The organism is Gemmatimonadales bacterium, assembly GCA_041390145.1.
Lineage (GTDB): Bacteria > Gemmatimonadota > Gemmatimonadetes > Gemmatimonadales > GWC2-71-9 > SPDF01.
In genome coordinates, this window is the sequence record JAWKQM010000002.1 from 401,020 (window position 1) to 422,059 (window position 21,040).

A 21,040-nucleotide genomic window follows, 5' to 3' on the forward strand; every position below is an offset into this window, starting at 1 on the left:
CGACTACTTCGACCGCCCGCAGGCCCGCAGCGCATTCGGCGTCAAGCCGAAGACGGCGCGAAACGCCGTCGAGTCGGCCGCCGGCATGCTGCCCAGGAACGTGGCGGGCCCTGACGGTGCCTCGAGGCAGAGCTCGCCAACCCGTACCGGGAGCCGTGCACGGAGTCTCGACTCCGCGGCGGAAGACTCGGGAGCCAACGGCGCTGCCACCGTCGAGGCTCTGGCTGCAAAAAAGGCGACGGCCGCGCCGAGAGCTTTCTTCTTGCTCACATGCGCCTGCCCCTCCGCGAGACGGAGGTTGCCCAGTCGAAGAGAGTCCGACTGAACTTCGGTGATGCCGACCAGCCGGACAGCCAGGGGAGACTGCTTCTTGCCGACCAGCGTCAGCTCCACGACCGCACCGCCACCGGCCGCCCAGACGGACGCGGAGCTGACGGAGAGGTCGCTCACCTTCCCACCACAGCCTGGCTTCGTCGCGCAGGGCTGGTACCCGGCGAGCGCGGCCCTGATCGGATCGGCAAGCACCGAGGCGGGCACGTCCACCGAGAATGGAAGGTCGAGGTTCTGCAGGGGCGGAGTGCCGAGGGCGGATGCCAGGGCGTTGCGCAGGCTGCTGACCTTGACCGTCGCACGCAACCGCTGCTCCACGAATCCTTTCCGCCGGCGGTCGCGGCGCGCGCCGTCACCGAGGCCGCCACGGAATAGGCCCCGGCGCCTGGCACCGCCGCGACCAGCGTTGACCCGACCTGGTCGGTGGCATACTTCTGCCCCGCCGTATCGGTCACGCTCAGCGCCCACTCGCCCGAGGTGGACCCTGCCGTCTCGATCACCAGTTGATCGCGATCGGCGGCCCCGCCCCCGAGGGAAATCCAGGCCTGCCCCCGGGCCATCGTGGCGGCCTGCGCGTCCGTCCGGTTCAGCGTCGTGCAGCTCAACGTCGCCTTGGTGCGCCAGAAGCCGCGCTGTGCCGTGGCGGTGGCGTTGAGGGTGAATCCCACTGTGCCCTTGCCCGCATCGGGCGTCACCAGGACCACCGACCGTGCCATGGAGGCCCGCCAATCGGTGCCGCAGGCCTTGTTCTTTTCGTCGCCTAGCGCATCGCCCTTGAGTTCAAAGACCTGCCCGCGCGTGCCGGACACCTCGCGGAAGTAGCGGGTGCTGGTCTCCGCCGTCGCCGAGCCATCCACCCAGCCGTTGCCGGTCGCGACACCCTCGAACGACGGTGCCGGGGCCGGCTCCACCATGACGGGGGGTACCTCCGCGGGTGCCACGGCGGGAGCCGGCGCCTCGACGGCGGTTCCCGATCCACCGCTGCTGCACGCCAGCGCGCCTATCAGGAGCAGGAAGGCGGCGTGCGAACGCCGAAACGATGTGGTCACGGCGTCGCTCCAAGGAGGGTGGTGATCTTCAGCAGGAGGCGGTCCATTTCAACCGGCTTTGTATCGTAATCGTTGCAGCCCGCCTCGATGGCACGCTCCCGGTCGCCGGACATGGCGTGCGCGGTCAGTGCGATCACGCGGACATCGGCGATGTCGGGGTCGGCACGGAGGCGGCGCGTCGCCTCCCAGCCGTCGATGCCCGGCAGGCTCATGTCCATCAGGACCAGGTCGGGCCGCTCGGCGCGCACCAGTTCGAGGCCGCGCTCGCCGTCCTCGGCGACGACGACGGTGTAGCCCCGTCGCGTGAGCCGGCGGGAGAGCATGTCCCGGTTCAGTTCGTTGTCTTCTACCAGCAGGATCTTGGCCACCGCCTACCCCTCCCCCGCGCCGGCTTCTGAGAGCAGGCGCTTCATCTCTGATACCAGCGCCTCGCTGTCCAGATGGTCCTTGTCGAAAACGCGGGCGACGTGCGTCGAGAGATGCTCGCGCTCCTCCGCGGTCAGGTCGTGTGCCGTGACCACCACCACCGGCACCTGTTCGCCCCCCTCACGGCCGCGCAGCGCCGCAAGAAATTCAAACCCATTCATTTCCGGCATCATCAGGTCGAGCAGGATGAGGTCGGGGAGGCCCCGACCGAGCGCCTCGAGTCCTTCCAGCCCGTTCCGCGCCTCGTTGACCTCCCACGACTCGCTGCGGAGCAGCTCCCGCATCCGGTCTCGCGCCGCATCGTCGTCATCGACGACAAGGGCGCGCCCGCCCCCCTCGTGCCGAAAGCGACGGATCACCCGGACCAGGCGCTCCCGGTCCACCGGCTTGGTCAGGTATTCCGACGCGCCGAGCGAAAAGCCGAGGTTCTTGTCGTCAATGATGGTCAGCATCACGACCGGGATCTTCGCCAGGTCGGGATCCGCCTTGAGCGTTCGCAGCACGTTCCAGCCGTCACTGCCGGGCATCATCACGTCGAGCGTGATCACGGCGGGCTTGAGCTGGCGGGCCAGCGCGATCCCTTCCTCCCCGTTCAACGCCGGAATGACGGCGATCCCCTCTTTCTCAAGGGTGCGCCGCACCAGGTCGTGCATGGCCGGGTCATCGTCGATGACGAGGACCATCCCCTTCGGGCCCGCCATGAGCGCCACGTGATCACTGGTGACGGGGCGCGCCGCAACCTCCGCGGGGAGCACCAGCGTGAAGGTCGAACCCTGGCCTTGCACGCTCTCCACCGTGACGGTGCCGCCCATCAGCTCGGCGAACCGCTTGGTGATCGTCAGGCCAAGGCCTGTACCCCCGTACTTGCGGGTCGTGGACGCATCCGCCTGTGTGAAGGGCTGAAAGAGCCGTTGCACCTGTTCCGGGGTCATGCCAATGCCGCTGTCCTGTACCGCCATCCGCACCCAGCGCTGCCCGTCGACCACCTCCGCCCGCACCCGCAGGGTCACCGTGCCGGCGTCGGTGAACTTCGACGCGTTGCTCAGCAGGTTGAAGAGCGACTGCCGCAGCTTGGTCATGTCCGCGTGAATGCTTCCGACGTCATCGGGGCAGTCGACGACAAGGGTGTTGTGCTTCTGTGCGACCAGCGGCTGAATCGTGCTGACCACATCCTCGAGCATCGCCCGCACGGCGAACGTTTCGAGGTAGAGGTCCATCTTCCCCGCCTCGACTTTCGAGAGATCGAGGATGTCGTTGATCAACTGCAGGAGGTGCCGGCCGGCACCGTGAATCTTCCGGAGGTCCGGCACGAGGTCATCGAGCTGGCGATCCTCCGCTTCTTCCTCGAGAATCTCGCTGTACCCGATGATCGCGTTGAGCGGGGTCCGGAGTTCGTGGCTCATGTTGGCGAGGAAGCGGCTCTTTGCCTTGTTGGCCACGTCGGCCGCTTCCCGCGCCTGGCCAAGCGCAGCATTGCTCTCCTCGAGTTCACGTGTCCGCAGCTTGACCTTGTCCTCGATGGTGGCATAGGTCTGCCGCAGGTCCGCCGCCATCCGGTTGAAGGCGCCGGCCAGCGCGCCGACCTCATCGCGGCTCCGGACCTTCACTTCCTGCGGCCACTCCCCCTCGCCGAGGCGCGACACGGCGGCATGAATGGCGCGGAGGGGGCGGAGCATGCCGCGGGTGAGCACAAAGAGCAGCAGGGAGGATCCCAGGGCGATCAGGAGCACCAGCGGTACCAGCCCTTCCGCCACCTGCCGCGAGGCGTCCTTCGCCGCAGCCGCAAACGGGGCATACGGCGTCGCCGCGTAGAACACGCCGAGGATCGCCGTGTTCGTGCCTGTTTCCCGAATCGGCCAGTAGAGCGTCCAGTCGTCCTCGCCGATGGTGGCCCGGCCGTCGACGACCTCCCCCTGGGCCAGGGCCAGGCCAGCCGCGACCGGCTCCCCGGTTTCCGGATCGCGCGACGGCATCACCGTGAGCGGGCCGGCTGTCACCGTCAGGGTGTCACTGGTCGCCAAGCGGAGCGCCCGATCGTTGCCGGCGCGCTGCGCGATGCTGAGCTTGGTGCCCGTCAGGCGCGACAGCTCCACCAGCGCCGCGGTTACCTCGGCGTTGCCGTAGATGGGGGCGCGGCCCTTGAAGAGCTGGGTGGTCAGGGTCTCGGCGGGAGCGGCTGGCCCGGCACCGAAAATCAGCGGCGTCCCCGCCGCCATTTGCCACGGGCCGGGGAACCGTTCGTCGAAGATGCGCTGGGCGATGCCGAGATTGGTGGTCAGCCGGGTGCTTGCCTGGGAGAGTTGGAGACGCACAAGTTCAGCGTCGGACCGCTTCAGGGCAAACCAGCCGGTAAGGGCGAGCGCGCCAATCACGACCGCCGACACGACCAGCGCCACCTTGGTGGCGATGCTGCGGGTCTTGACCACCGCCGCCTCCGTCAGAAAAAACCTCGCGACCACCCCGAGGCGTCAAGCTACCGATACCTGAGGCCTCTCGCCAGAGGGATTATGTTTCGGTAATGGATCGGCCGACGCCGTTTGAACTCGTCTTTTCCGGGCTGGCGCCGGAACACTTCCCCGGCATTCGGGACGCCCTCGCCGCGGCCAAGGCCGACCCCGCCAATCGCGACGCCTTCCTGCTGACCCTCCCCGCCATGACCCTGCTCCGCGAGTTGCGTCCCGACGAGGGCGGTGCGGATGGCGGGCTCGACGAACTGACGGCCCTGCTTCACCATGTCTACCTGTTCTGGGCTTCAGGGCGGACGGTCTGGTCGCTCGCCACCCCCGAGCTGCGGCGCCTGCTCGCGGAGGGAGTCGCCAGCGGGAGCACCGGCGCGCCCGCCGGACCCGGATACCTTCAGTTCCCCGAGCGGCTGATCTGGGCCTCCCTCTCCAATCCCGGGCCATGGGAGCCCCTCGACGGCTGCTTCGTCCATACCGGGCACGACGGGCACCTCCGCGTGCTTGGGATCTTCGGGGTGCACGCCGCGCGGGACGGTTTCACCGTGGCGGAGGCGGGCGGCACGCCCACTGGGCGCGACGTCCGTCACGATGGCACCCCGCTCTTTGCCCCGTCACTCGACGGCGGCGCCTTCGCCGGCCTCCACTCGGTGGTCGAGCCGGACGAATTGGTGGACCTGGCGGCGCGTGTGCTTGCCCATCCTGCGCTCATAAGCGCCCAATCGGAGGATGCATGACCGACCGGCTGGAGAAGCGCGCGGTCGCCGACGCCCTGGAGCAGATCGCCTCGTTCATGGAACTCAAGGGCGAGAACCTCTTTCGGGTCCGGACCTTCAAGACGGTCGCCCGAGCGGTTGGGGGGCTGCCCGAGACGCTGCAGCAGGCGCTGCAAGACGGCTCGCTCGCCGCCACCAAGGGAGTCGGGCCGGCCACGCTCGAGGTCATCAACGAACTGGCCAGCACCGGCCGGAGCGCTCTCCTCGAGGAGCTGCGGGGCCAGGTCCCTCCCGGGCTGGTCGAGATGCTGTCGATCTCGGGTCTCGGTGTCGCCAAGATCCGGCAGATTCACGAGACGCTGGGCATCGACTCGCTCCCCGAACTCGAAGCCGCCGCCCTGGACGGTCGGCTGGCCGCCCTCCCGCGGTTCGGACAGAAGACCGCCGACAACATCCGCAAGAGCATCGCCTTCCTCCGCCAGGCCAGCGCCTTCCGCCTGGCCCACCACGCGGCCGAGGAGGCGCGCGCCCTGACCGAAGCGCTCAGCCGAGTGCCCGGTGTCCTGCACGCGACGGCGGCCGGTGACGTGCGGCGCCGCTGCGAGGTGGTCCGCGAAGTGGTCATCGTCGTCACGGCCGAGGTGCCCGCCGCCGACATTTTTGCCCGCCTGAGCCAGGTGCCGAGCGTCCACGAATTTGCCGGGCAGGACGAGCGTCACGTGACCCTGCGCTTCGTCGGTGGCACCAGCGCCCAGATCATCGTCACGCCCCCGCTGAACGCCGGCGCCGTACTGGTGCAGGCGACGGGCAGCGATGCCCACGTGCGCCAGCTCGAGGAGCGGGCGGCCGCCCGTGGCTGTACCCTGCGCGGCGCGGCGCTCTGGCGTGGCAGCGAGTTCGTGCCGACGCCGGACGAGGCCGCTCTCTACCAGGCACTCGACCTGCCCTGGATTCCACCGGAGTTGCGCGAAGGGGGCGGAGAGATCGCCGCCGCCGCGGATCACGTGCTTCCCACACTGATCGAGGAGGCAGACCTCCGCGGTTTCCTCCATTGCCACACCAACTATTCCGACGGATCCAACTCCGTGGCCGACCTTGCCCGCGGGGTCCGGGACGCCGGCTACGAGTGGATCGGGATCACCGATCACAGCCAGTCCGCGGCCTACGCAGGCGGACTCTCGCCCGAGTCGCTGATGCGCCAGGCGGCCGAAATTGCGGAGGTCAGGACCGGGATGCCGGGATTCCGGATCCTGCACGGCATCGAGGCCGACATCCTGGTCGACGGTCGCCTGGACTACGAGAACGACGTTCTCGCCAAACTCGATTTCGTGATTGGCTCGATCCACAGCCGCTTCAACCTCAGCGGCCCGGAAATGACGGCGCGCGTCCTCACCGCGCTCGACAACCCCTACCTCACCATCCTGGGCCACCCCACCGGGCGCCTCCTCCTTTCGCGCGACGCCTACGCGATCGCCCTCGAGGCGATCTTCGCCAAAGCCGGGGCGGTCGGCGTGGCCATCGAGATCAACGCCGACCCGCACCGGCTCGATCTCGACTGGCGTGTGTTGCGCAGCGCGCGCGCCCACGGCGTCATGATTTCCATCGGCTCGGATGCGCACAACCTGGCGGGCCTCGGCAATGTTCCCTACGGCGTCGGGATTGCCCGCAAGGGATGGCTCGGGCCCGACGAGGTGCTGAACACCCGCACGGCTGAAGGATTTCTGGCGTTCGGAAGCGCCCGGCGAGGCTGAGTGGCCCGCGAATCCGCATCGGCGCGCGCCGCCAGAGCCAGGAGGATTCTCGCCACGCTCGAGCGGGCCTACCCCGACGCGCACTGCGCGCTGGACCATGCGGACCCCTATCAGCTCCTCGTCGCGACCATCCTCTCGGCGCAGTGCACCGACGCCCGGGTCAACCTGGTGACGCCGGCACTCTTCGCGCGGTTTCCCGATGCCGCGGCGCTCGCCGACGGAACCCAGGACGAAGTGGAGGACCTGATCCGGTCCACTGGCTTTTTCCGCACCAAGGCGAAAAACCTCCTCGCCATGGCGGCGGCCCTCGTGGCGCGCCACGGCGGCGAGGTGCCGGACAGCATGGCGGAGTTGCGCGACTTGCCCGGCGTCGGCCGCAAGACCGCCAACGTGATTCTCGGAAACGCCTTCGGCCGCAATGACGGGATCACGGTCGACACCCACGTCGGACGGATCACACGCCTGCTGAAGCTGACATCAGCCACCGACCCGGAAAAAGTGGAGCGGGACCTGATGGCCCTCTTCCCCCAGGCGAAGTGGACGCTCCTGTCCCATTTGCTCATCAGCCACGGCCGCGCCATCTGCGTCGCGCGCCGCCCGAACTGCGCCGCGTGTCCGATCGCGATGGAATGCCCCAGCGCCAGGCGAGCCGCGCATGGATAGCAAGCGCGCGCCGGCCAACCGGCCGCTCATCTTCATCTTCCTGACCGTCTTTCTCGACCTGCTCGGGGTGGGGATTCTTGTCCCCGTCATTCCCTATATCGTGGCGGAGTTCCGCAGCGACGCGCTCACCGTCGGGCTCCTCAGCCTGACTTTCGCCGCCGCGCAGTTCCTGGCCAGCCCCGTCCTCGGTGCCATCTCCGACCGCGTCGGACGGCGGACCGTCCTCCTGCTGAGCGTGTTCGGCACCGGCGTCGGCTACTTCCTCTTCGGCTTCGCCCAGACGCTCTGGCTCCTGTTCCTGGCCCGGCTGCTCGACGGCTTCACCGGCGGCAACATCTCGACTGCCCAGGCGTACATCGCCGATGTGTCCGCGCCCGAGGACCGCGCCAAGAACTTTGGCCTGGTCGGGGCCGCCTTCGGGCTCGGGTTCATCATCGGTCCGGCCCTCGGCGGCATTCTCAGCCACTGGAGCCTGCGGGCGCCGGCGTTTGCCGCGGGCATCCTCTCCCTGGCGACCATGACGCTCGGGTACTTCATCCTCCCGGAATCGCTGCCGCCGGCCAAGCGGACCCGCACCCCCTTCCGGCTCGCCGACCTGCACCCCCTCGGTCACCTTGGCGAGGCCATCCGCCGACCGGGCGTCCGGCGGATCTTCGTGGCGTTCTTCGCCATCAGCTTCGCAATGGCGGGGCTCCAGTCGAACTACGCCGTCTACACCCGGGAACAGTTTGGCCTCGGACCACAGGGAACGGCCTGGCTCTTCACCATGGTCGGAATCATCAGCGTCCTGGTGCAAGGTGTCCTACTGCGCCGAATCCCGACCTCGGGTCGTGAGCGGGCCATCGCGATGGGCGGATTGACGGTGATGGCGCTGGGCTTCGCCGGCACCGCCTTCGCCCCCGCCGTCCGCTGGCTCTACCCGGCCACGGCCCTGCTCGCCTTCGGCAACGCCTCCGCCGCCCCGATGCTCACCGCCGAAGTGTCGCGAAGCGTCAGTGGCGCCGAACAGGGGAAGATCCTGGGCTCCATGCAGTCGGTGGCCAGTCTGACACGGATCCTCGGGCCGCTCTGGGCAGGCCTGGCGTTCGACCATGTCGGGTACGGCGCGCCATACTGGACCGGTGCGCTCTGGGTGGTCGCGGGGCTGGCCGCCGCCTCGCTATCTTTCCGTCCGGCCGATCGGGCCCCACTGACCTCTTGACTCACTTCCTACGGACTCCCTGATGAAGACCGCCACCATCGTGACCAGCCGCGGCACCATCGTCGCCGACCTCTTTGACGATGAGACCCCGGGCACGGTCGCCAACTTCGAGAAGCTGGCCAACGAGAAGTTCTACGACGGCACCCGCTTTCACCGGGTCATCCCGAACTTCATGATCCAGGGGGGCGACCCGCTCAGCCGGGACGCGAACAACCCGCGCGTCGGCACCGGCGGCCCCGGCTACACCATCAAGTGCGAAACAGATAAGAACACCCACCGGCACGTCGCCGGCACGCTGTCGATGGCGCACGCGGGCAAGAATACCGGCGGCAGCCAGTTCTTCATCTGCCATTCGCCACAGGGGCACCTCGATCGCGTCCATACCGTCTTCGGGCAAGTCACCGACGGCATGGATATCGTGAACGCGATTCAGAAGAACGACGTCATCGAGTCGATCCGCGTCGGATGAGCTTGCGGCTCGATTTTGCGGTCATCGCCGACTACGCCCTGGTCGACCAGCAGGGCAAGCTCTCCGTGCTCGGCATCTTCCAGCACGTTTGGGTGGCCGAATTCCCGACCGTCCACCCGCGGACCCACCTGGTGCTGCGGGTCCGCGGGCGCCGCACCGACATCGGCACCCACGCGATCCGGATCCGGTTCGTCGATGAGGATGACACCGAACTGCTGGGTGGCGAGGGAAGCGTCCAGTTCGGCGAGCCGCCCGCCGGTGTCACCGAAGTTGAGGCGGGGGCGGTGCTTGTCTTCGACGTGCCCCTCCCCCGGGCCGGTGCCTTTGCCTTCGAAATCTCCCTCGATGGAGCTGGCGTGACCCGGGTCCCCCTGACGGCAAGCCAGGCCAAGGCCATTGGCGCCCACTGAGTCGTTAGCCGACTTGCCGGGTCGGGTATGAAAGTCGGCTTTGACAACCCTTTCCTTCGCACGATATGTTTTTGCTGTCTCTCCCGCCGGGTTCGCCCGGAGCGTCCCTGAAGTCGTCCCGAATTGGAGTCCACGTATGCGACGGTTCCAGGTTTGGATTGCCGCCGGGGTATTGACCGCCATTCTGGTCATGCCACGTTCGGCCGAAGCCCAAGGGTTTAGTGTCAATGAACAGGGTTCGTGCGCCATGGGCCGCGGCGGCACCGGCGTGGCCTCACCCTGTGCCGACGGCTCGGCCATCTTCTACAACCCTGCGGGGTTGATCCTCCCCAACGGCAAGGGCGTAGTCAGCGGTGGCGCCACGATGATCCGCGCGACGGGCGACTTCACCAACAGCGCCACCGGTGAGGTCAGCAGTCTCGTCGAGCAGACCCACCCGGTCCCGGCCGTCTACGTGGGATACGGCGTGACCGATGAGGCGACCATCGGCTTCGGCATCTTTGCCCCGTACGGCCTGGCCATCGAATGGCCGGACGACGCCCAGGGCCGCTTTCTCGGCTATTACAGCTCGGTCAAGGGCATCTACTTCCAGCCCACCTTCGGCCTCAAGGCCGGCAAGCGCCTGAGCTTCGGCATCGGGCTCGACATCGCCAGCTCCAGCGTCGAGCTCAAGCAGCGGGTGGACCTCGCCGACCAGCTGGTGCCCGGCGGCGGCGGAATCACCTTCGCCAACCTCGGCATCGCCTACGGGACGGACTTTGCCAACGTGCAGCTGACCGGCAACGACCTCTCGACCGGCTTTCACCTCGGCGCCATCGCCCAGGTCACCGACAACCTCTCCTTCGGCATCCGGTATCTCTCGAAGCAGACGGTCAACATCGATGACGGCCAGGCCACCATCACCCAGGTGTCCACCGGTCTCTACCTGGCGCCCGGCAACCCGCTGGGCCTGCCGGCCGGCACGCCGGTCGACGCCCTCGTGGCGCCGCAATTCCAGCCCGGCGGCAAGCTGGTCGACCAGGGCGGCACCGCCATCCTGCCGTATCCGGCCCAGCTCAACATGGGTCTGACGCTCAAGGCCACCGAGAAGCTCACCTTGCTCGGCGACGTCGGCATCCAGTTCTGGAATGTCTGGGAGACGCTGCCGCTCAACTTCAGCCTGCTCGGCGACGAGACCATCGTGGAGAGCTATCGCAACTCGACCTCGTGGCGGCTCGGCGCCGAGTACACGGTGGGATCCAAGTCCACCGCCCGCCTCGGCTTCGTCGCCCACAACGCGGCGGCCCCCGACCAGACCGTGACCCCGAACCTGCCGGAAGCGGCGCGCACCGAGTTCACGGCCGGCTTCGGCTCGCACCTCTCCGACCGGTTTGGATTTGACGTCGCCTACCAGTACATCGATCAGGCTGACCGCCAGGGACGGTCCGGCAACGGCGGCATGGCCGTGCCGACCACGGCATTGAACGACGGACTCTACACGTTCAGCGCGAACCTCCTCGGCATCACCCTGACTTACTCGTTCTGATCGGGAGATCACAGCATATGCAGCGCATCCGAGTGGCCGCGGCTCTCTTGCTGGCGCTCCCCCTCCTGGCGGGGTGCTACGACAACGATCCGCTGAACGCGCCCGACCTCTCCACGAGCAATGGTCTCATGGAGCGGTACGTGGCCATGGGCAACAGCATCACCGCCGGCTATCAGTCCGGCGGCATCAACGACAGCACGCAGCAGCGCTCGTACGCGGTGCTCTTTGCCAACCGCGCGAACGCGACGTTCTACGTGCCATCCCTCCAGGGACGCGGCTGCGCGCCCCCGCTCACCAACAACGTCACGCAGACCCGGGTCGGTGGCGGTACCGCCAGCACCTGCGACCTCCGCGCCAACGAGCGGATGCCGTTCGTCAGCAACGTCGCCGTGCCCGGCGCCACCTCGTTCTCGCCGAACGACAACATGATCGCCTTTGCCAACAGCAACGCGCTCACCACGTTCATCCTCGGCGGCCGGACCCAGAATCAGGCAATGCTGGACGCCAACCCGACCTTCGTGACCGCCTGGATCGGCAATAACGACGTCCTCGGTGCGCTCACCAGCCAGTCAAATCCCGGGAACTCGGCCCTCATCACGCCGCTCGCGGTGTTCGAGGCCAACTACTCGACCATGCTCGACACGATTCAGATGACCGGCGCGGCCACCACCCTGATTGGCGTCACGGACGTCTCGGTCATCCCGTATTCCTCGCGGACCGCCATCTACTACTGCCTGACCTACGTCGATCCGGCCCGCTGCCAGGCCCCGCTTCCGACCACCCCGGACCCGAATCTGGCCGGTCTCGAGGCGGCTGGCTTCTGGACCGTCGACGTGAACTGTGCCGCCCCGGCCGGTCTCGCCACGCTGATCCCGTGGACCAAGGCGGTGCCGCTGCTGGCCGCCGCCGCCGGTGGCGTGGCCCAGACCATGGACTGCTCCAATGACGCCCTGGTAGTCACCCCATCCGAACTGACCGCGATGCAGACCGCCGTGGGTCAATACAACGCCTACATCGAGTCGGAAGCCGCCAGCCGCGGGATGGCCTACCTGGATGTGAACCCGCCGCTCCTGGCTCTCGCTGCCACCGGCGCGATCCCGCCGATCCCGGACCTCCTCCCGGCGCTCGCCGGCGGGTCGGTCGGGTTTGGCCCTTACTTCACCCTCGACGGCGTCCACCCCTCCACGCTGGCCCACCAGCTCGTGGCGGACTCGCTCGTCTCCGCGGTGAACCAGTTCTTCGGGACCAATATCCCCTGATCGGCTGAACATCACCGATTCGACCGCGAAGGGCGGCGGGCCAGATCTGGCCCGCCGCCCTTTCGCTTTCCGGGACCCTCGTACTCCTGCCCCGCACCCCCTTAGCTTTCAGGCTTGACTCCCGAGGAGATCGTATGACACTCACCCGCGGCCAGGCGCTCGCCCTGGTCCACGAATACACGGCCTCCGACGCCCTGCGGAAGCACATGTATGCCGTTGAAATCGCCATGCGCGCCATGGCGACGCGCGCCGGCGAAGACCCCGACGCCTGGGGCGCCGTCGGGCTCCTCCATGACTTTGACTATGAGCGGTTTCCCAATGCCGCCCACGCCCCCGACGCCGAGCACCCCAGCGAGGGTGTGCGCATCCTGGCCGGCCTCGGCGCGCCTGAGGAGTGGCAGCGGGCGATCCTCGGCCATGCCGCCTATACCGGGGTGTCGCGGGACACGCCCATGGCCCGCGCCCTCTTTGCCGTGGACGAACTCTGCGGATTCCTCGTGGCGTGCGCCCTCGTGCGCCCCTCACGCTCCCTCGCCGACCTCGAGCCGAGGAGCGTCCTCAAGAAGCTCAAGGACAAGGCCTTTGCCCGGGGCGTGAGCCGCGAGGATGTCCGCCTGGGGGCGGAAGAACTGGGATGGCCCCTCGACGAACTGATACTCTTCCTGCTCGAGGCCCTGCGCCCACACGAAGCGGTGCTGGGGCTCGGCTCGACGGGATGAGCACCCAGGCCGTCGCCACGCTCGCCGAGCGCTCGCTCGCCCGGGCCGGAGGCACGCGCTTCATTCCGGGAAACGCCACCAAGCTTCTCCTCGACGGGCCGCAGGTGTATCCCGCGATGATCGAGGCCATCGAACAGGCCACGCGTTGGGTGCATCTCGAGAACTACATCATTCGCGACGACGTGACCGGGCGCCGATTCTGTTCCGCCCTGATCGCACAGGCGCGAGCGGGCGTCGCGGTGCGGTTCCTGACCGACTGGCTGGGGAGCCGGAGCCTTGGACACCGGCTCGCGTCCGAGCTCGCGGCGGCCGGCGTGGAGTTCCGCCGCTTCAACCCTCCCCGCCTTCTCGACCTGCTCGGCAACATCGCCCGGGATCACCGGAAGCTGCTGGTTACCGACGCCGGCACGGCATTCATCGGCGGACTCTGCATCGGCGATGAATGGGCGGGAGAGCCGGACCGGGGCATTCCGCCCTGGCGCGACACCGCGATCCAGATCGACGGGCCTGCGGCGATGGCGTTGGACCAGGCCTTCGAGCAGATCTGGGTCCTGGACGGCGGGACGATGCCCCCGGGACGACACGCCGGCGAGTTTGCGTCGGCGGGCGATGCCGAAGTCGGGGTCGTCGTCGGTGAACCGCGGCGGGCTCGCATCCAGCGCATCGTGGAGTTGCTGGCTGCCGGTGCCGAGGAGAGACTCTGGATCACCGATGCCTACCTCGTCGCCCCCCGGTCCCTCTTTCAGTCGCTCCTCGACGCCGCCCGCAGCGGCGTGGACGTGCGCCTCCTCCTGCCCGGCGCGAGCGACCTCCCGGTCATCCGGAACCTCAGCCGGATCGGCTATCGAGCGCTCCTGGAAGCCGGCGTGCGCATCTTCGAGTGGAGCGGCCCGATGCTGCACGCGAAGACCATCGTGGCCGATGGCGCCTGGTGCCGGGTGGGCTCGAGCAACCTCAACAGCTCAAGCCTCCTGGGAAATTACGAGTTGGATGTCCTCCTCCACGACCCCAAGCTGGGCAACCAGCTTGAAGCCCAGTTCCGGCGCGACATGGCCCAGAGCGCGGAGGTGCACTCGCACCCCAGGCGCCTCGGGCACACCCTGGAGCGAGTGGTCCCCGACTCCGAGGAATATCCCGCGCCAACGCTCCCCCATCCGCGCCGGCGGTTCCGGGAGGCTCGCCGCCGGACAGGCCTGACCGTCCGCGGCCTCGCCAGCGCCGCCCAGCGGTCCATTTTCGGGCCGGTCGCTGTCGGGCTGGCCGCGCTCGGTCTCCTCTTCATCATCCTCCCCAGAACGATGGGCATTGTCGTGGCCGCGCTCTGCGCCTGGCTGGCCATCGGGGCCGGAGCTCAGGCGTTCCGTAGCCGAATCGACACGTGAACCCCGCCCGCCCTGCCCCCCGCTCAACGCTTTCCAGCCCTCATGCGTAACCCCAACGTGACCGATGCCGAGCTGGCCGCGCAGGCGTGCGGCGGGAGCAGCGAGGCCTTCGGGGCGCTCGTCGAGCGCCACGCTGACCGGGCCCGACGGGTGGCGCGAGCCGCCCTCCTGGACCCGCACGACGCAGACGACGCGGTGCAGGACGCCCTCTTTTCCGCGTGGCGGGCGATCGGCCGGTTCGACCCCGCGAGGCCGTTTGGGCCGTGGTTCATGAAGATCGTGGTCAATGCCGCGGCGGACCTGCGGCGCCGCAGGAAGCTCCGGCGGACCGAGGAGATCCCCGCGGCCACGGCGGACACCGGTTCGATGCCTGACCGGGACACCGACCGGGCGCTCCTGCGAGAGGCGCTGGACCGGGCCCTGGCCACGCTGCCGGAGCGACGACGAATGGCCCTCGTGCTTCACGACGCCGAGGGATATGTGCACGAGGAGATCGCCACGATGCTTGGCGTCCCGGTCGGCACGGTCCGGTCCGATGTGTTTCACGCTCGCCGCGCCATGCGCACGGCCCTGGATTCGATGGGAGGAAATCGCTGATGACCGAACACAACGAATTCACTGCCGCACGTGACGAGGACCTTGGCGCCCTGCTCCGTGCCCACCTTTCCGCTCCGGATGATGAGGCGTTCGCCGCCCGGATGCGTGTCGCGGCGGTCGCCGTGGCAGACGAGACCGCCTGGCGCTCGGTCGCCCGATGGACCCTCCCCGGGCTGGCGGCCGCCGCGATCGTCCTGGCGGTGCTGGGCGCAACGCTGGGTGGCACGACCACGCAGCCGACCGCGCGCGCCACGGCAGGCTCGGCGGCGGGTTCACTCGTGGAACTGGCAAGCGACACCTCACCCGCAGGCAGCGCGGCGCTGCTCGCGGTCATGGCCTACTGAGCCGGAGAGCACGCAACGATGAGCAAGTCCACCCGCACGGCCACGCTCCTCCTGCTGGCCGCCTTCACCCTCGGGGTGATCGCGGGCATCGGTGGCGTGGCCCTCTATCGCCGCCCGCCCGGCATCGGGCACTCCGCCGGACCTTCGGGGTACCTCTCTCGTCTGTCGAAGGACCTGGAGCTGACGCCGACCCAGCGTGACAGTGTCGGCGCGATCCTCAAGCGCTTCGAGCCAGGCATGGATTCGATCTGGCAGGACATTCGTCCGAAGTTTGAAACCCTCCGTGCGGCACTCCGTGCGGACATCAACGCACAACTCAACCCCGACCAGCAACGCCACTACGCTGAGCTTCTGGAACGCCAGGACGCCCGGCGCCGCAACGGCAAGGACGCCTCGAATGCACCTCGCTAGACTCCTCGCGCTCTCCCTGGCGATGCCGGCCCTGCTGAGCGCCCAGAATCCAACGACCCCGGCCATCACGCTGGCGGACGCGATCACCAAGGCGCAAATGGCCCAGCCGTCGGTGGTCGCCGCCCAGGGGGCGGTGGACCGCGCCTCCGCACAGTACCGCACCAGCTGGGGGGCGTTCATTCCCTCGTTGTCGGTCAACTCCAGCTACGGCACCAGCTATTCCAACGGCCCGTCGCGGGTCAACCAGATCACGGGCGAAGTGATCTCGGGTGAGTCGTACGCGCAGAGCTTCAGCAACAGCGCGAGCGCCTCGCTGGACCTCTTTACGGGGTTTCGGCGCGGCGCCCAGATGAATTCGGCCAAGGCCACTGAGGCGGCGGCGGACGCCGGCTTGATTGACGCCCGGTACCAGACGGCACTCAGCACCAAGCAGACCTTCTTCGGCGCCCTCGCGGCCAATGAACTGGTCCGCGTGCGGGAAGCGAGTCTGAAGCGTGCCGAAGAACAGTTGAGCGTCTCCGTGGCCAAACTGCAGGCTGGCAGCGCCACGCGCTCTGACTCCCTGCGGTCGCTGGTGACGCTCGGCAACTCCCGGCTCCAGTTGTTGACCGCCCTGACGACGGTGGCCACCACCGAGGCGAATCTCGGTCGACTCGTGGGCATGGAAGGCCGCGTGCGTGCACTTCCTGATTCCGCCTTCCTGGTGGTGACCGAGATCGGGGATACGGCGATGATCCGCGCCGAGGCGGAGAACAACTCCCCCAAGGTGCGGGCCGCCCAGGCTCAGGCAGATGCCGCGCGCGCCAGCGTGAAGGCGGCCAAGGCCTCCTGGTGGCCCCAGTTGAGCCTCTCGGGGCGGTACAGCTACAACGGGAACGACAGCCAGAACTACCAGTTCTTCGACAGCCGTTCGATGACGCTGGCGCTCAGCTATCCAATCTTCAACGGCTTTCAGCGCGACCAGTCCATCGTCAGCGCCTCGACGAACGCCGATGCCGCCGCGTCGACCGCCGCCGACGCCAAGCGCCAGGTGGGCGCATCCCTCATCGCCCGACTGGCCGAACTCGACGCCGCCCGGGCGCAGATCGACATCACCGGCACCAGCCTGCAGGCGGCCACCGAGGACCTGCGGGTCAATCAGGAGCGCTACCGGGTCGGAGCCGCCACCATCGTGGATGTCCTCACCTCGCAGGAAGCGCTCTCCCAGGCCGAGGTCGATGTCGTCCAGGCCCGGTACAACTACTTGATCGCCAAGGCCCAGATCGAAGCCCTCATCGGGAGGCCCCTGTGAGTTCTGCCATCAGCACCACCGCCGAACGGATGGCCATGCTGCCGCCCGATGTGCCGCGGGACGCGATCATCGTCACCCGCAACCTCCAGCGTGAGTATGACATGGGCGGCGAAGTGGTGCGCGCCCTGCGCGGGGTGGACATCACCATCCGGAAGAACGAGTTCGTGGCCATCATGGGCCCCTCCGGTTCCGGCAAGTCGACGCTGATGAACATGATCGGCTGCCTCGACAGCCCCTCGGGCGGCGAGTACTGGCTGAACGGGTTCCGGGTGTCGGAGCTGGCGGACGACGAACTGGCCCGCATCCGCAACAAGGAAATCGGCTTCGTCTTTCAGACCTTCAACCTGCTGCCCCGCGCCACGGCGCTCCACAACGTGGAATTGCCGCTGGTCTACGCCGGCATGGGCGCCAAGGCCCGGGTGGCGAAGGCCACCGAAGCGCTGCGGCAGGTCGGCCTGGCGGACCGGATGCACCACCGGCCGAACGAACTCTCGGGCGGCCAGCGCCAGCGCGTGGCCGTGGCCCGGGCACTGGTCAACGACCCGAGCATCATCCTGGCCGACGAGCCGACCGGCAACCTCGACTCGGCAACGAGCATCGAGATCATGGCGCTCTTCGAGGACTTGTACAAGGGAGGCCAGACGATCGTCCTGGTCACCCACGAGCACGACATCGCCGCCCACGCCGCGCGCCAGGTCCACCTCAAGGACGGGCGCGTCGAGCAAGACTTCCTGACGGAGAAGAGCAGCTAATGCGGACCCAGACCCTGATCCTCGCCATCCTCGCCCTCGCGGCCTGCAAGAAGGAAGTCCCGCCGCTGGTGTACCAGGCTATGCCGGTGGAACGGCGCGACATCGTCGTGTCTGTTCAGGCGGCGGGTGTCATCCAGCCCGACACGACCGTCGAGGTGAAGTCGAAGGCGTCCGGCGAGATCCTCGACATGCAGGTGGAGACAGGCCAGCTCGTCGAGCGCGGCGCGCTGATGGTCAAGGTTGATCAGCGCACCCCGCGCAATCAGCTGGCCCAGGCAGAGGCACAGCTCGAGGTGGCCCAGGCGCGGTTGCAGAACGCCCTGTCCCAGCGGAACCGGGCCAACGAACTGTACCAGTCCCAGTCCATCACGCAGATCGAGCAGGAGGCGGCGGTGCTCGCCTACGCCAACGCCAAGGCGGACGTGGTGACTGCCGAGGTCAACGTGGAGAACGCCAAGATCCGCATGGCGGACACCGACGTCCGGGCGCCGATCACCGGCACCATCATCGAGAAGAACGTGGAGCGCGGGCAAGTCATCTCCTCGCCTACCAGCGACGTCGGCGGCGGGACCGTCCTCCTCAAGATGGCGGACCTCAACCTCGTCCAGGTTCGGACCCTGGTGGACGAGACCGACATCGGGAAGATCAAGCCGGGACTCCGGGCTACCGTGACGGTTGACGCCTATCCGAACACGCCCTTCGATGGCGAGGTCCTGAAGGTCGAGCCGCAGGCGGAGACCCAGCAGAACGTCACCATGTTCCCGGTGATCGTGCGCATCCAGAACCGCGACGGTCGACTCCGCCCGGGGATGAACGCCGAGGTGGAGATGCACGTCGGCCAGCGGGACAGCGTGCTCGCCCTCCCCAATGCGGCCCTCCGGACCCAGCGGGACGTCACCTCGGCCGCCCAGGTCCTCGGATTGAATCCGGAGAATATTCCGGCTGAGCTCGCCGCCAATGACAGCGCGGCGGCCGCCAGGGCCACCGGCACGGACGGCCAGGCCACCCAGGCGGCGGGCACGGCGCCGAGCGACAGCGCCACGCCGGCGAAGCCGGCGGGCAACACCATGACCATGCCGAACGGCCAGACCATCACGCTCCCGGCCGGCGTGACCGAGGCCCAGATCCGCGCCATCTTTGCGAAGCGGATGGGTGGCCAGCAGCTGAGCGCCTCGGAGAGCGCGCTCCTGCGCCAGGTCTTCCAGGGTATGGGCGGCGGGCGGGGCGGGCGCCCCGGCGGCAGCCGGCCCTCCGGTACCGACGCCCAGTTCGGCGGGAACTACATTGTCTTCGTCCTGCGCAACGGCCAGCCGACGCCGGTCAACGTCCGCACCGGCCTGACCGATCTGGACTACAGCGAGGTGGTCAGCGGCGTGGCCCTCGGTGACTCCGTCCTCATCCTGCCCAGCGCCAGCCTGATCCAGTCGCAGCAGGAATTCAAGCAGCGGATCAGCAACATCACCGGCGGGGGACTGCCGGGCGTCCGCTCGAACTCCAGCTCCGGGGGAGGGCGCTAGCCATGATGATCGGCGAGACGGTCGCGGTCGCGTTCCAGTCGATCCGCGCCAACAAGCTCCGGACCGCGCTGACCATGCTCGGCGTCATCATTGGCGTGGCCGCCGTCATCGCCATGGTGGCGCTCGGCACCGGCGCGCAGCGCGCGGTCGAGGAGCGCATCAACTCCCTGGGCGCCAACCTTCTCACCATCTACGCGGGACAGTCGTTCAACCGGGGCGTCGCCTCCGGCAACCGGGTCAGCCTCACCACCGACGACGCCGACGCCATCGCGCGCGACGCCAAGCTGATCTCCGCCGTGGTGCCCGAGATGCAGTCGTCGATGCAGGTCCAGCTCGGCAACAAGAACATCAACACCAACGTCCTCGGGACCACGGCCAACTACGCCGAGGTGCGGAACTACACCGTGCCTTACGGGCGGATGTTCACCACGGGGGACAATGACGCCCGCCAGCGCTATGCCGTGCTCGGCTGGGACGTGCCGGAAATGCTCGGGGGGAATCCCGCCGCGATGATCGGGCAGACGATCCAGATCCGCGGGATCCCGTTCGAGATCATCGGGGTCCTCAGCCAGAAGGGGTCCGGTGGGTCCTGGCAGAACCCGGACGAGCAGATCGTCATCCCGCTCCAGACCGCGCGGTACCGGATCTTCGGCACCGACCGGCTCCGGTCGCTGACCGTCAAGGTGGCCGACGGCGTGCCGCTGGAGCGGGGGATGGTGGACTTCGAGCGGGTGCTGCGCCGGGAACACAAGATTCGGCCCGGCGCCGAGAACGACTTCCAGGTCCGCAACCAGCAGGAGATCCTCGCCACGCAGCAGTCGGCCACCCAGGTGTTCACCGCCCTGCTGGCCAGCATCGCCGGCGTCAGCCTCCTGGTGGGCGGGATCGGGATCATGAACATCATGCTGGTCTCGGTCACGGAGCGGACCCGCGAGATCGGGATCCGGAAGGCGCTCGGCGCCACGCGGGGAAACATCCTGCTCCAGTTCCTGATTGAGGCGATGGTCCTGTCGTTCGTCGGCGGAACTCTTGGGATCCTGCTCGGGTCCGGGACGGCCGTGACCCTCTCGCGCCTGGCGGGCTGGAACACGTATGTTTCCCCCATGGCCATTCTTGTCGCATTCCTGTTCAGCGCCGGCGTCGGATTGTTTTTCGGCATCCTGCCCGCCAGGCGCGCCGCCTCCCTCGACCCGATTGTGGCGCTCCGCTATGAATAGGGCCGCGACTGCGGCCCTGGCAGTGCTGGTGCTGATCGGATGTGGCCCCACCGCCGCCCCCGCGGGGGGCCCCGGCGGGGCCGGGCGCATCTACCCCGTGGCGCCGCCACCGCCCGAGTTCCTCCAGGCCCCAAACGTGCCGATCATCCCCGGCTTCAGCAGCGCCGTGAAGATTGGCCAGACGGTCTACCTGTCCGGCCAGGTGCCGCTGGACAGCACCAGGCTCCTGGTGGGTGACGGCGACCGCGTGGCCCAGCTCCGGCAGGCGCTCGACAACGCCTCCGCCATCGTGCGCTTCGCCCGGGGCGTCCCCGCCGACCTGATCAAGCTGACCATCTACTGCGTCGGCTGCACCAGCGACGACTTCAACGCCATGCGCACCGCGGCCGCCGACATCTTTCCCACTGGAGAAGGACCGGCGCTCACGATGGTTGGCGTGACCTCGCTGCCCGATGCCGGCATGCTGGTCGCGCTGGACGGCGTGGCAGTGCTCCGCGGCACCATCCCCGACCGGACCCGCGACCCGGAGGCCGGGACGCGCTAGGTTTCCCG

22 protein-coding genes are annotated in these 21,040 nt (G+C 68.3%); 18 read left to right on the forward strand and 4 right to left on the reverse strand.

Going from position 1 to position 21,040, the window contains the following annotated elements:
* Positions 1-3: 3 nt before the first annotated feature.
* From R2910_01830 to R2910_01845, 4 genes are read right to left on the reverse strand one after another with little or no spacing between them, the layout of a single operon-like run.
* Positions 4-450: a hypothetical protein gene (locus R2910_01830; GenBank protein MEZ4411711.1), complete on the reverse strand. Its 447-nt coding sequence runs from the start codon at positions 448-450 to the stop codon at positions 4-6.
* On the reverse strand, positions 447-1,379 hold the full coding sequence (locus R2910_01835; GenBank protein ID MEZ4411712.1) for a hypothetical protein: 933 nt from the start codon (positions 1,377-1,379) through the stop codon (positions 447-449). The genes R2910_01830 and R2910_01835 overlap by 4 nt, the downstream gene beginning before the upstream one ends.
* A complete protein-coding gene (locus R2910_01840; GenBank protein MEZ4411713.1) occupies positions 1,376-1,747 on the reverse strand; it encodes a response regulator in 372 nt (123 codons plus the stop codon). Before R2910_01840 ends, R2910_01835 begins: the two co-directional genes overlap by 4 nt.
* 3 nt (positions 1,748-1,750) lie before the next feature.
* Entirely contained in the window at positions 1,751-4,231 is a 2,481-nt protein-coding gene (locus R2910_01845) for a response regulator (GenBank protein MEZ4411714.1), read from the reverse strand.
* Positions 4,232-4,323: 92 nt separating this feature from the next.
* Here R2910_01845 and R2910_01850 point away from each other — a divergent pair, with 92 nt between their 5' ends.
* The 18 genes from R2910_01850 to R2910_01935 all read left to right on the forward strand — a co-directional run bounded on the left by R2910_01850 (position 4,324) and on the right by R2910_01935 (position 21,032).
* Positions 4,324-5,001, forward strand: a complete 678-nt coding sequence (locus tag R2910_01850) for a hypothetical protein (GenBank protein ID MEZ4411715.1) — start codon at positions 4,324-4,326, stop codon at positions 4,999-5,001.
* Positions 4,998-6,731, forward strand: a complete 1,734-nt coding sequence (locus R2910_01855; GenBank protein MEZ4411716.1) for a helix-hairpin-helix domain-containing protein — start codon at positions 4,998-5,000, stop codon at positions 6,729-6,731. Before R2910_01850 ends, R2910_01855 begins: the two co-directional genes overlap by 4 nt.
* Positions 6,732-7,394: an endonuclease III gene (gene nth, locus R2910_01860; GenBank protein MEZ4411717.1), complete on the forward strand. Its 663-nt coding sequence runs from the start codon at positions 6,732-6,734 to the stop codon at positions 7,392-7,394.
* A complete protein-coding gene (locus tag R2910_01865) occupies positions 7,387-8,595 on the forward strand; it encodes an MFS transporter (GenBank protein MEZ4411718.1) in 1,209 nt (402 codons plus the stop codon). The genes nth and R2910_01865 overlap by 8 nt, the downstream gene beginning before the upstream one ends.
* Before the next feature lie 22 nt (positions 8,596-8,617).
* The gene (locus R2910_01870) at positions 8,618-9,064 is read left to right on the forward strand and encodes a peptidylprolyl isomerase (GenBank protein MEZ4411719.1); all 447 of its coding nucleotides are present in this window, start codon (positions 8,618-8,620) and stop codon (positions 9,062-9,064) included.
* Complete coding sequence (locus R2910_01875) at positions 9,061-9,474, forward strand: hypothetical protein (protein ID MEZ4411720.1); 414 nt, start codon at positions 9,061-9,063, stop codon at positions 9,472-9,474. Before R2910_01870 ends, R2910_01875 begins: the two co-directional genes overlap by 4 nt.
* Before the next feature lie 190 nt (positions 9,475-9,664).
* On the forward strand, positions 9,665-10,999 hold the full coding sequence (locus R2910_01880; GenBank protein MEZ4411721.1) for an outer membrane protein transport protein: 1,335 nt from the start codon (positions 9,665-9,667) through the stop codon (positions 10,997-10,999).
* A 17-nt stretch (positions 11,000-11,016) separates the two neighbouring features.
* On the forward strand, positions 11,017-12,258 hold the full coding sequence (locus R2910_01885) for an SGNH/GDSL hydrolase family protein (protein ID MEZ4411722.1): 1,242 nt from the start codon (positions 11,017-11,019) through the stop codon (positions 12,256-12,258).
* A gap of 134 nt (positions 12,259-12,392) precedes the next feature.
* Positions 12,393-12,977, forward strand: a complete 585-nt coding sequence (locus R2910_01890; protein MEZ4411723.1) for an HDIG domain-containing protein — start codon at positions 12,393-12,395, stop codon at positions 12,975-12,977.
* The gene (locus R2910_01895; protein ID MEZ4411724.1) at positions 12,974-14,359 is read left to right on the forward strand and encodes a phospholipase D-like domain-containing protein; all 1,386 of its coding nucleotides are present in this window, start codon (positions 12,974-12,976) and stop codon (positions 14,357-14,359) included. The genes R2910_01890 and R2910_01895 overlap by 4 nt, the downstream gene beginning before the upstream one ends.
* 42 nt (positions 14,360-14,401) lie before the next feature.
* A complete protein-coding gene (locus tag R2910_01900) occupies positions 14,402-14,956 on the forward strand; it encodes an RNA polymerase sigma factor (GenBank protein ID MEZ4411725.1) in 555 nt (184 codons plus the stop codon).
* Positions 14,956-15,300, forward strand: a complete 345-nt coding sequence (locus R2910_01905) for a hypothetical protein (protein ID MEZ4411726.1) — start codon at positions 14,956-14,958, stop codon at positions 15,298-15,300. The genes R2910_01900 and R2910_01905 overlap by 1 nt, the downstream gene beginning before the upstream one ends.
* A gap of 18 nt (positions 15,301-15,318) precedes the next feature.
* Positions 15,319-15,711 (forward strand): periplasmic heavy metal sensor, encoded by a 393-nt coding sequence (locus R2910_01910; GenBank protein ID MEZ4411727.1) that lies wholly within the window; start codon positions 15,319-15,321, stop codon positions 15,709-15,711.
* Complete coding sequence (locus R2910_01915) at positions 15,698-17,002, forward strand: TolC family protein (protein MEZ4411728.1); 1,305 nt, start codon at positions 15,698-15,700, stop codon at positions 17,000-17,002. The genes R2910_01910 and R2910_01915 overlap by 14 nt, the downstream gene beginning before the upstream one ends.
* Positions 16,999-17,754 (forward strand): ABC transporter ATP-binding protein, encoded by a 756-nt coding sequence (locus R2910_01920; GenBank protein MEZ4411729.1) that lies wholly within the window; start codon positions 16,999-17,001, stop codon positions 17,752-17,754. The genes R2910_01915 and R2910_01920 overlap by 4 nt, the downstream gene beginning before the upstream one ends.
* The gene (locus R2910_01925) at positions 17,754-19,271 is read left to right on the forward strand and encodes an efflux RND transporter periplasmic adaptor subunit (protein ID MEZ4411730.1); all 1,518 of its coding nucleotides are present in this window, start codon (positions 17,754-17,756) and stop codon (positions 19,269-19,271) included. The genes R2910_01920 and R2910_01925 overlap by 1 nt, the downstream gene beginning before the upstream one ends.
* A 2-nt stretch (positions 19,272-19,273) precedes the next feature.
* Complete coding sequence (locus R2910_01930; GenBank protein ID MEZ4411731.1) at positions 19,274-20,488, forward strand: ABC transporter permease; 1,215 nt, start codon at positions 19,274-19,276, stop codon at positions 20,486-20,488.
* Positions 20,481-21,032 carry a RidA family protein gene (locus R2910_01935; protein MEZ4411732.1) on the forward strand — a complete coding sequence of 184 codons (552 nt, stop codon included), beginning with the start codon at positions 20,481-20,483 and terminating at the stop codon, positions 21,030-21,032. Before R2910_01930 ends, R2910_01935 begins: the two co-directional genes overlap by 8 nt.
* Positions 21,033-21,040 lie beyond the last annotated feature (8 nt).

Excerpts from the sequence above, each read along its gene's own strand:
- R2910_01900 (MEZ4411725.1), top strand. The coding sequence starts at position 14,402 with ATGCGTAACCCCAACGTGACCGATGCCGAGCTGGCCGCGCAGGCGTGC.
- R2910_01925 (MEZ4411730.1), top strand. The coding sequence starts at position 17,754 with ATGCGGACCCAGACCCTGATCCTCGCCATCCTCGCCCTCGCGGCCTGC.
- R2910_01885 (MEZ4411722.1), top strand. The coding sequence starts at position 11,017 with ATGCAGCGCATCCGAGTGGCCGCGGCTCTCTTGCTGGCGCTCCCCCTC.
- R2910_01935 (MEZ4411732.1), top strand. The coding sequence starts at position 20,481 with ATGAATAGGGCCGCGACTGCGGCCCTGGCAGTGCTGGTGCTGATCGGA.
- R2910_01850 (MEZ4411715.1), top strand. The coding sequence starts at position 4,324 with ATGGATCGGCCGACGCCGTTTGAACTCGTCTTTTCCGGGCTGGCGCCG.
- R2910_01890 (MEZ4411723.1), top strand. The coding sequence starts at position 12,393 with ATGACACTCACCCGCGGCCAGGCGCTCGCCCTGGTCCACGAATACACG.
- R2910_01905 (MEZ4411726.1), top strand. The coding sequence starts at position 14,956 with ATGACCGAACACAACGAATTCACTGCCGCACGTGACGAGGACCTTGGC.
- R2910_01870 (MEZ4411719.1), top strand. The coding sequence starts at position 8,618 with ATGAAGACCGCCACCATCGTGACCAGCCGCGGCACCATCGTCGCCGAC.
- R2910_01855 (MEZ4411716.1), top strand. The coding sequence starts at position 4,998 with ATGACCGACCGGCTGGAGAAGCGCGCGGTCGCCGACGCCCTGGAGCAG.
- R2910_01915 (MEZ4411728.1), top strand. The coding sequence starts at position 15,698 with ATGCACCTCGCTAGACTCCTCGCGCTCTCCCTGGCGATGCCGGCCCTG.
- R2910_01910 (MEZ4411727.1), top strand. The coding sequence starts at position 15,319 with ATGAGCAAGTCCACCCGCACGGCCACGCTCCTCCTGCTGGCCGCCTTC.
- R2910_01865 (MEZ4411718.1), top strand. The coding sequence starts at position 7,387 with ATGGATAGCAAGCGCGCGCCGGCCAACCGGCCGCTCATCTTCATCTTC.
- R2910_01880 (MEZ4411721.1), top strand. The coding sequence starts at position 9,665 with ATGCCACGTTCGGCCGAAGCCCAAGGGTTTAGTGTCAATGAACAGGGT.
- R2910_01895 (MEZ4411724.1), top strand. The coding sequence starts at position 12,974 with ATGAGCACCCAGGCCGTCGCCACGCTCGCCGAGCGCTCGCTCGCCCGG.
- R2910_01875 (MEZ4411720.1), top strand. The coding sequence starts at position 9,061 with ATGAGCTTGCGGCTCGATTTTGCGGTCATCGCCGACTACGCCCTGGTC.
- R2910_01930 (MEZ4411731.1), top strand. The coding sequence starts at position 19,274 with ATGATGATCGGCGAGACGGTCGCGGTCGCGTTCCAGTCGATCCGCGCC.